We start from the raw sequence: 8576 nt of genomic DNA, 5'->3' as shown, positions 1-8576 counted from the left end.
CATACATCATTTTAGAACACGAAAAGGAAAATACAATGGCTTTTTCTATCCGACTAAAAATGGTTAATTCTAAGCGACTCTGGGTGGTCGATTCCGCCCGACCCTAACAATGATACTTGATTTATACTATTTTTTATTATAATCAGTCTGTCCTGGTAATAAAAACAGCAGTCATTATTTCCATAAGAAATATGTGCTGCTGCTTTTATATCAGTCTTTAATGATCAGAGCCATAAAAATCAGATCTGTATTTCCTGTATTTGCAAGTGCATGTCCATGATTGTCCGGTGTGAATGTAATATCTCCTGCTTTTACCGGGCGATAGGTACCGTTGTCATTGTATTCGCCCTGTCCCTGTAAAATATAATAGGTTTCACTTTCTCCATGATGTTCATGATATCCCAGTGAACATCCCGGCTCCAGGGTTACCTGTGCATACAGTCCACATTTACCATTCAACTGTTCTGCATCAAGGATTTCTTTGATGATTACGTGACCATTTCCACCTGCCATGTGTTCTTCGCGTCTGATTTTCATAATTTTTTGCCCTCCTGTAGGTGTTTTCTCTTTTATAGAATTTCCATTGAATATATCATAGCATTGTTTGTAAAAAATGGCAAAGTAAATATCAATGGAACAGTAACAAAATATCGTTACTGGTTACTGTTCACTTTATTTTGCAGTATTTTCAGATTTGTTCAGAAGGCTGTCCAGAAGCTGCGAAATGGTCTGATTTAACACAGGATGTCGCAGATACGGAGCAATCTGATTCATTGGTACAAGAACGAAATCGCGGTTGTGCAGATCAATATGAGGAATATGAAGATCTGGCATATCAATAATTTCCTGATCATAAAACAGGATATCCAGATCCAGTGTCCTTGGTCCCCAGTGGATGATACGTTCCCTGTTTGCCGCCTGTTCTAACTGATGCAGTCGCACAAGCAATTCTCCAGGAGTAAGAAGTGTCCGCATTTTCAGAACTCCATTTAAAAATTCATCCTGATCAGTAACTCCGTAAGGTTCTGTAATAAGATAATCGGAAATTGCCTCTATACGGCATCCTTTTGTCTCTGCCAGACCACGGATTCCATTGTCTATATACATCTTTTTATCACCCATATTAGAGCCAAAAGCAATGTAAGCAGTATGCCATTTCCGTGTAATTTCCACAGATACAGTTTTCAGAGGAAGACCAACCGGTGCCCAGGGCTTTTCGATCTTCAGAGTGATTTTTTCAAGTCCGGAAAGAGAGCAAAGAAGCATTTCTGCAAGATTCTCTGCAAGAGATTCCAGAAGTTTATAAGTATGTTTTCTGGTGAAATCAGTAATCATATGGCTGACTTCGCCATAGTTTATGGAAGCAGACAACTCATCGGTTAATCCCGCCAGACGTGTTCTGGTAAAAAGTGTAGCAGAAATAACAAATTTCTGTCCCAAAACATTTTCTTCAGGATATACACCATGGTTTGCAAAAACCTCCAACTCTTTAATTTCTATTTTATCTAATCTGGTCTCATCCATAACAGCAAATCCTTTCTGTATGTTATTTATATTTACCATCTGTTTTGTGCCAGTAATTTATCTGCGTCCCAGGATTGCTTCTGTCATCTGGATCACACGCTTGTTTTCTTTAACATCGTGGACACGGACAAAAGAGCATCCCTTCATTACGCCAATTACACTGGTAGCCAAAGTCCCCTCCACGCGCTGATCTACAGGAAGATCCAGTGCCAGTCCGATCATGGATTTGCGGGATGTACCAAGGAGAACCGGAAATCCCAGATTCTGAAAAAGCTCCAGGTGATTCATTGCTTCCAGATTCATTTCAAATGTTTTTCCAAAACCAATTCCCGGGTCAAGCATGATTTTTTCATCTTTAATTCCAGCCTGTCTTGCAAGATTAACACATTCCTGTGTTTCAGCGAGCATATCAATGACAAAATTTTGATATTCTGTATTAGATTTGTTGTGCATCAGACAACAGGCCACATCATATTTTGCGATCACAGCTGCCATTTTCGGATCATATTTTAATCCCCAGATATCGTTAACCAGGTCAGCTCCTGCCTGGATAGAGCTTTCAGCAACGCTACTCTTAAAAGTATCTACAGAAACAGGAATGTCAAAATGCTTTTTGACCGCTTTAATAACAGGAAGAACTCTCTGCGCTTCCTCATCAGCACTGACAGGTGTATGGCCGGGACGTGTAGATTCGCCTCCGATATCAATAATATCTGCACCATCAGCAATCATCGCCTCTGTATGTTTCAGAGCTTCATCCATATGATTCCATTTGCCGCCGTCAGAAAAGGAATCAGGGGTAACATTTAGAATTCCCATTATGTAAGTATGATTCTTAGTATCAAAAAAACGGTTTCCAATTTTCATGAGCAGAGCCCATCCTTTCTTTTATGCTTATGAAGAAGATCAGTATTCAATTTTCATATTTTTTTTATCATCAGACCAATAGCATTCAGAAGCAGCGGAACATAAAAAACAATTTCTGGACTGCTTATCCGCTTTATAAAGAAGTGCTGCCAGCGTACTGCAGGAATCTCCTTTTCGGTGATGTCCAATGGAAGACAGAATCAGTTCTTTTTCCTGTTCTGTAAAGTGCAGATCTGACAGAATTTCCCTTGCGATTTCTACTCCTGCAATATCATGGGGAATGTTGTACTGATATTGCTGTGCACGTCCGATATCATGAAGAAGTGCTGCTGCATAGATAAGCTCTTTGGGCAACTCCAGATGTTTCTCCAGTGCATAAATGTACATCAACCGTGCAACATCCAGAAAATGTTCAGGCGTATGACGGCAGAAGATCCGTTCACTTTCAAGTTCCTGTATTTTTTTATAATGTTCCTGATAAACCGGATGCCTCCAAATCCGATTGACACGATCCATATCTGAAAAATTGTTATTCATCCTTTTACCATAGAAAGGAACATTTTCTGCAGTTCCTTATCTTCTGTAAACGCACCACGGGTTACAGTAGTGATCGTTTTGCTACCCGGTTTTTTTATTCCGCGCATGGTCATACAGGTATGTTCCGCTTCCAGCATTACCATAATTCCTTTTGGATCCAGAGTGCGCTCCAAAGCATCTGCAATCTGAACAGTAAGCCGTTCCTGAATCTGTGGTCTTCTGGAATAAACCTCTACTGTACGTGCCAGTTTGCTTAAACCGGTAACTTTGCCGTTGGGGATGTATGCAAGATGAGCTTTTCCATAAAAAGGCATCAGGTGATGCTCACACATGGAGTAAAAGGTGATGTCTTTTTCCAGTACGATTTCATTATTCTCTACAGGAAACTGCTTTAACAGGTGCTGGTCCGCTTCATGGCCAAGACCTCCGTAAATTTCTTCACACATGCGGGCAATCCTGTCAGGAGTATCGATCAGACCTTCCCGTGTGATATCTTCACCGATACCTTCCAGAAGCAGACGGACTGCCTGCTCAATTTTCACTTTGTCAACCATTAAAAAATAACCTCCTTTGTATTTTTTGAAATGGAGATTATCCTTTTGATCAAATCAAAAAAGGATATCTCCAATTGTGATAGAATGTATGTCAAAAACATTCCCTAACACAATATGAGATATCCTCTTATATTGTTTGCAACGGGTGCGGATAATATACCGTAAGACGCACTTTTCGTTTCAGTGACAACTCCCCATTCACCGAACACTTGACGCATAAAATCCTATTTTGCATATCATTCATTTCGGTATTCAGTATACCATGTAATACGACAATAGAAAAGGTTTTTTCTGACTTTTCAGAATGATTTTTCCCAGTCTACCAATTTCATGATTGTTTTTACCGCATTCACTATTCTTGGAGCAAAGTACGCCTTTGTAAGCCTTTTCTTCGAATATGCCCATATAAAATTCTTACTGGTACTTTCTATCAATAAATCTGTAAAATATCGTTCCCAACTGACATACTCTTTACTGTCTATATATTCTTCTGGATTCTGAAGTATTGTTTCTACTTTTACTTCCGGTATTTCCTTTGTTGAAAGTAACAACCACTCAAAAGATTCTGGTGCATAGAGTACAATGTTTCCCTGTGTTTTAATGCATTCACTGATATCTTTCATCTCTGAACCAAATGCAGCTCCATCTACGATGACCAAAATTGTACCCTCTTCATTCGGTCTCTGTTCCAACTGTCTGATGATATTTGACTTCCCACTAGCAGAAAAACAGTTCACACCCTTCTGTCTGGACATTTCTTTAAAAAATTCAAATCCCGAATTGGAATCCTCTGTTATTACAAGTTTCGGATTGATATTCTTTTCCTCTGATATTTCACCGTACAAATGATAAATCTCATTATATTTCTGTTTCGCATCATGAAATTTTCCAGATTTGCGAAATCCATATATTTCACTTACACTATATGGCAATGCCGGAAGCTTTTCTCTTGTAGCCAGTACAAAGTAATTATCAGATCCCTGCACAAGCTGTGCAAACTTCTTTGAAACCAGGAAACGATTTCCTTCATCAATAAAAATAATGCTTCCTGTTGTTTCTTCTATCTTTCTTTCCCAATCCTCACTATCAATCACTTTACAGGGGCAGTCACAGGAAAGAAATACACCGCTGTCCGCACCATATCTTCCATAATCATGTATAAGATCAATTAAAACAGTCTTACCTGATCCACTGTCACCAGTAATGATTGTAATATTCCTATGAATTACAAAATCATATTTCACTTTTCTGGATTCTACAATGATTCTATGTGAACCTTTCATAATCACTACTCCTGTTTCATTTCATTTAAATACTTATTTGCTATAGGAACAAGTTCCTTCATTGAATGGACCGTTTCTCCTCCATTTTGGACTTTTATCTCAAATTTTGTGTCTTTTCCAAAACTCATCATATGCCTGAGATTAATGGTAACATCTTTAATCCTGCCTATTTCCAATATCCATTTTGCACAGTTATCGCCACAGGTCGAGGCATTGAAAATCCGATCCGGTTCATTTAAAATCAGCAACAATGTCTTCACTCCTCCTGACAGTCTTTCAGGAGGAATCTGTCCCAACACTGGACTATTAATGCATTCACCACTCAATACTTCTGAATCATCAATATCTTTAATCATCTTTTTCGCCAGTTCTGCATCAAGCCATTCTGGTTCATAACTGTTTTTAAAATAAACATTTGTATTATAAATACTGTTTTTCACATCTCCATAAATAATGTTCAACATTTATAAAAGCCTCCTCTCAAAATACAATTCTTCTTATAACATGGTTTCGTTCCGCCAAAGAATTTCTGTCTGATTTCTTCAACCTTGTGTCCTCTACTGCCAGAACTATAGCAATCCTCTAAAATAATGCATCTTAATCCAGCCCATCAGAGTGTGAAATCCTGCGTCAATATAGCAGAAACTTAATTTTCGCTGTACTAGTGAAACATTCTATATTCTTTGTATCTGTTTTTACATTTACCACTCTTCACATTTAATATCGCTTATCTGTTCAATTGGAATGACCGTTTGATCTGTCATGATCATGGTATGCTCATATTCGTCTACCTTTTTTACAATACCAGAGTACGTAACATAGGATCCGCCGGCTTTTTTTGCATCGGGAATAAAATAAGTTATCGATACATTCTGTTCTATACCGATATTATTTCTGATTATATTGATTTTTTCATTCAGCTGAGCAATCACTTCCTCACTCAGTTCCAATCTTTCATCAGTTAATCTTGCTGTTTCTTTTATCGCAGCATCATGCCCGGGCAGAGCCGCAAAAGGAGCAAATTGCGCTGCCCGATCCCGAAGAGGCATTTGCGGATGATTCTTAGAGACCGGATGCGGTAAATTGATGATATCGTCATAAGAATTATTTTTCATCCTCTTCCAACTCCTTTATGCCTTATGTCCGCCAATTTGTTCATTTCTGTCCTTGGCGGTTGCACCTTCCTGAAGATTCATTCCCTTCAGTACAGCGTTTTTTCCAAATTTCTTCTTGATACTGAGCATTGCCTCCTGCATACGTTTCTCACGATCCAGCGCAGCCTCTTCCTCTTCCTGCTTTTTCCTTTGTGCCTCATAATCCGTAAAAAGATTCAACTGCTCATACAATTCTTCTCTCTCTACAGAGCTTTCATCCACAAGCCTGTTCGCTGTGATATTGATTCTTCTGATAAGCAGATTTCTGTCAACGATCCTGTCATATAGCTTTATTACTGCATCCATTATCATTTTTGTTGAGGAAGTCTGCCGTTTCAGATTGGTCGTTCCATGTGCGTGTTTCGGAATTCTTCTTCCATAACGGTCGATCGTAACCTCACCATGATATTTCTTTTTCCTGTCGGTATTATTCAAATTCTCAATATCATAACCAACCGTCAACACAATCTGGTCTGTTACAAGCTTCTTATCCACCAAATCCAAAACCATCTGATCCGTCATCTCTTTGACGACTAATTTTGCTTTTTCAAAGTCATAAGGACAATGAAGTACCTGCCCGGAACAAACACTGTTCGTTTCCGGTTTGTAAGCCTTGACCATTTTCATGGTACAGGATTCATACCCCCAGGCATGGTCGATCAGCAGCTCCGCATTAACACCAAACAGCCTATATAACAGTTCTTCATTATATAACTCATTTGCTTTACCAATGGAACATCTGGCAATATCGCCCATTGTATAAATCCCGTATTCTTCCAGCTTCTTTGCATATCCCTTTCCGACTCTCCAGAAATCAGTAAGAGGTCTATGGCTCCAGAGTTTCCTTCGGTATGACATTTCATCCAGTTCTGCAATTCGTACACCATCTTTATCTGCTTTAATATGCTTCGCCACGATATCCATCGCAATCTTACACAGATACATATTTGTTCCGATTCCAGCAGTTGCCGTTATACCTGTCGTTTTCAGCACATCCTGTATCATGGTCATCGCCAGTTCTCTTGGTGTCATATTATAGGTATGCAGATAATCCGTTACATCCATAAATACTTCGTCGATCGAATAAGGGAAAATATCTTCCGGCGCAATATATTTCAGATAAATGCTGTAAATTCTGGTGCTGTATTCCAGATAGAGAGCCATCCGGGGAGGAGCAACAATATAATCAATCTCCAGTGCAGGATTGATATTTAATTCTGTACTGTCATCAGAAGAACCAATAAATGTTCTGTTCGGTGCTTTCCACCTGCGGGCACTATTGGCTTCTTTTACTTTTTGAACAACCTCAAATAAACGAGCCCTTCCGGGTATCCCATAACACTTTAATGCTGGAGATACCGCAAGACAGATCGTTTTTTCTGTTCTGCTTTTATCCGCAACCACAAGATTAGTCGTCAAAGGATCTCTATTTCGTTCTTTACATTCTACAGATGCGTAGAATGACTTAAGATCAATTGCAATATAGGTTCTTTCCTTTTCCGTCATTCTGCACCTCCCAATTCTCCTGTGTTCCGTTTCTAATTCTTATTTATCTTGACCGGAAAACTTTCTCATCGCAACAATCCGTTCAAGAATTTTCTATCTGAATTTTTCAACATCATTCATCTGCATATCTTCTCCCTCAATTACACATAAACGGAGTGCGAATTTCGATAAGATTACCACTCGGATCATACAACCTTACAAGTTTCTGCCCACCTGCAATTTCTGTCAGTTCCGTGGCATATCGGACAAAATATTTACCAGATTCATATTTCGCAAGCAATCCATCTATATCAAATTCCTCAAAATACAGTTCCATCCTGTTATTAAATGGAGTAGAAATCTCATCCAGCGTCTTCCCCCATACGTCGGCATCCTGCAAAACAAGTCCCTCCGATAAGATCACATTACCTTCATTCTTAAGAATCACTTGCAGTCCAAATAAGTCCCTATAAAACTCTATGGATTTTTCTATATCATCCACCACAATCAGTACATTCTTTAACATACCGGCCACCTCGCAATCCGCATTCGATTATATGATCTTCCCAGACAAATGATCAATTTCATGTTGACAGATCTGTGCCGTCCATCCGGACAGCTTCTGCCGCTGTTTTTTCCAGTTGAAGTCATAATATTCTACTTCAATTTCCTGATATCTGGTCGTCTTACGAACACCATCCAGAGACAGACAGCCTTCTTCCGTCTCATACATGTCATGCTTTGAAACAATCACCGGGTTAAACATAACAACATCTATAAATCCCATATTCACAATGATGATATTCTTCCTTATACCAATCATATTTGCAGCCATACCAACGCACCGTTCCCGGTTCGCCTGCAGTGTGTCTTGCAGATCCTTTCCAACCTGGATATCAGCTTTTGTGGCCGGCTCGGATGGCTGGCCTAAAAAGAAAATGTCTCTTACTATTTGCTTTACCATTTATTTTCTCCTGTATTTTATTTCTAATTCTTATTTATCCTGACCGGAAATCTTTCTCATCGACTCAAAATTAGTTTTACAGCATCAATCAAGTCCTTAGTGAATTACTCGGTAACTGAGTTACCAGAGCATCTGAATTAAGGCGGGATACCGCCTTTTTTCAGGGTGCATCCATGGCACCACTACTGTTTGCTCTTTAGAGCTATAC

The 8576-nt window shown here is 39.2% G+C and carries 11 protein-coding genes and 1 riboswitch; all 11 genes read right to left on the bottom strand.

Going from position 1 to position 8576, the window contains the following annotated elements:
* Positions 1-210: 210 nt before the first annotated feature.
* The 11 genes from ACTNES_RS17665 to ACTNES_RS17615 all read right to left on the bottom strand — a co-directional run bounded on the left by ACTNES_RS17665 (position 211) and on the right by ACTNES_RS17615 (position 8368).
* Positions 211-537 (bottom strand): cupin domain-containing protein, encoded by a 327-nt coding sequence (locus tag ACTNES_RS17665; protein WP_119253521.1) that lies wholly within the window; start codon positions 535-537, stop codon positions 211-213.
* 135 nt (positions 538-672) lie between these two features.
* Positions 673-1524: a 2-amino-4-hydroxy-6-hydroxymethyldihydropteridine diphosphokinase gene (gene folK / locus ACTNES_RS17660; protein ID WP_008704856.1), complete on the bottom strand. Its 852-nt coding sequence runs from the start codon at positions 1522-1524 to the stop codon at positions 673-675.
* Positions 1525-1581: 57 nt separating this feature from the next.
* Entirely contained in the window at positions 1582-2391 is an 810-nt protein-coding gene (gene folP / locus ACTNES_RS17655; protein WP_291816925.1) for a dihydropteroate synthase, read from the bottom strand.
* A 39-nt stretch (positions 2392-2430) separates the two neighbouring features.
* Positions 2431-2928, bottom strand: a complete 498-nt coding sequence (locus ACTNES_RS17650) for an HD domain-containing protein (RefSeq protein ID WP_291816927.1) — start codon at positions 2926-2928, stop codon at positions 2431-2433.
* Positions 2925-3482 (bottom strand): GTP cyclohydrolase I FolE, encoded by a 558-nt coding sequence (gene folE, locus ACTNES_RS17645; protein WP_008704861.1) that lies wholly within the window; start codon positions 3480-3482, stop codon positions 2925-2927. Before folE ends, ACTNES_RS17650 begins: the two co-directional genes overlap by 4 nt.
* A 137-nt stretch (positions 3483-3619) precedes the next feature.
* Positions 3620-3716: riboswitch (THF riboswitch) on the bottom strand.
* A gap of 65 nt (positions 3717-3781) precedes the next feature.
* Positions 3782-4765 carry an ATP-binding protein gene (locus tag ACTNES_RS17640; RefSeq protein WP_291816929.1) on the bottom strand — a complete coding sequence of 328 codons (984 nt, stop codon included), beginning with the start codon at positions 4763-4765 and terminating at the stop codon, positions 3782-3784.
* Between the two features lie 5 nt (positions 4766-4770).
* Positions 4771-5229 (bottom strand): DUF4869 domain-containing protein, encoded by a 459-nt coding sequence (locus ACTNES_RS17635; protein ID WP_008704863.1) that lies wholly within the window; start codon positions 5227-5229, stop codon positions 4771-4773.
* Positions 5230-5466: 237 nt separating this feature from the next.
* On the bottom strand, positions 5467-5880 hold the full coding sequence (locus tag ACTNES_RS17630) for a hypothetical protein (protein WP_291816930.1): 414 nt from the start codon (positions 5878-5880) through the stop codon (positions 5467-5469).
* A 15-nt stretch (positions 5881-5895) separates the two neighbouring features.
* The gene (locus ACTNES_RS17625) at positions 5896-7425 is read right to left on the bottom strand and encodes a Y-family DNA polymerase (RefSeq protein ID WP_291815969.1); all 1530 of its coding nucleotides are present in this window, start codon (positions 7423-7425) and stop codon (positions 5896-5898) included.
* A gap of 136 nt (positions 7426-7561) precedes the next feature.
* Complete coding sequence (locus tag ACTNES_RS17620; protein WP_441040235.1) at positions 7562-7930, bottom strand: VOC family protein; 369 nt, start codon at positions 7928-7930, stop codon at positions 7562-7564.
* Positions 7931-7957: 27 nt separating this feature from the next.
* Positions 7958-8368, bottom strand: a complete 411-nt coding sequence (locus ACTNES_RS17615; protein WP_291806918.1) for a peptide deformylase — start codon at positions 8366-8368, stop codon at positions 7958-7960.
* Positions 8369-8576: the final 208 nt, after the last annotated feature.

Origin of the sequence: Blautia sp. HCP3S3_D9 (assembly GCF_052063845.1) — a bacterium.
Taxonomy (GTDB): Bacteria; Bacillota; Clostridia; order Lachnospirales; family Lachnospiraceae; genus Blautia_A.
Note: the sequence above shows the minus strand (reverse complement) of the source record. Positions and strands in the feature narration are given on the sequence as shown.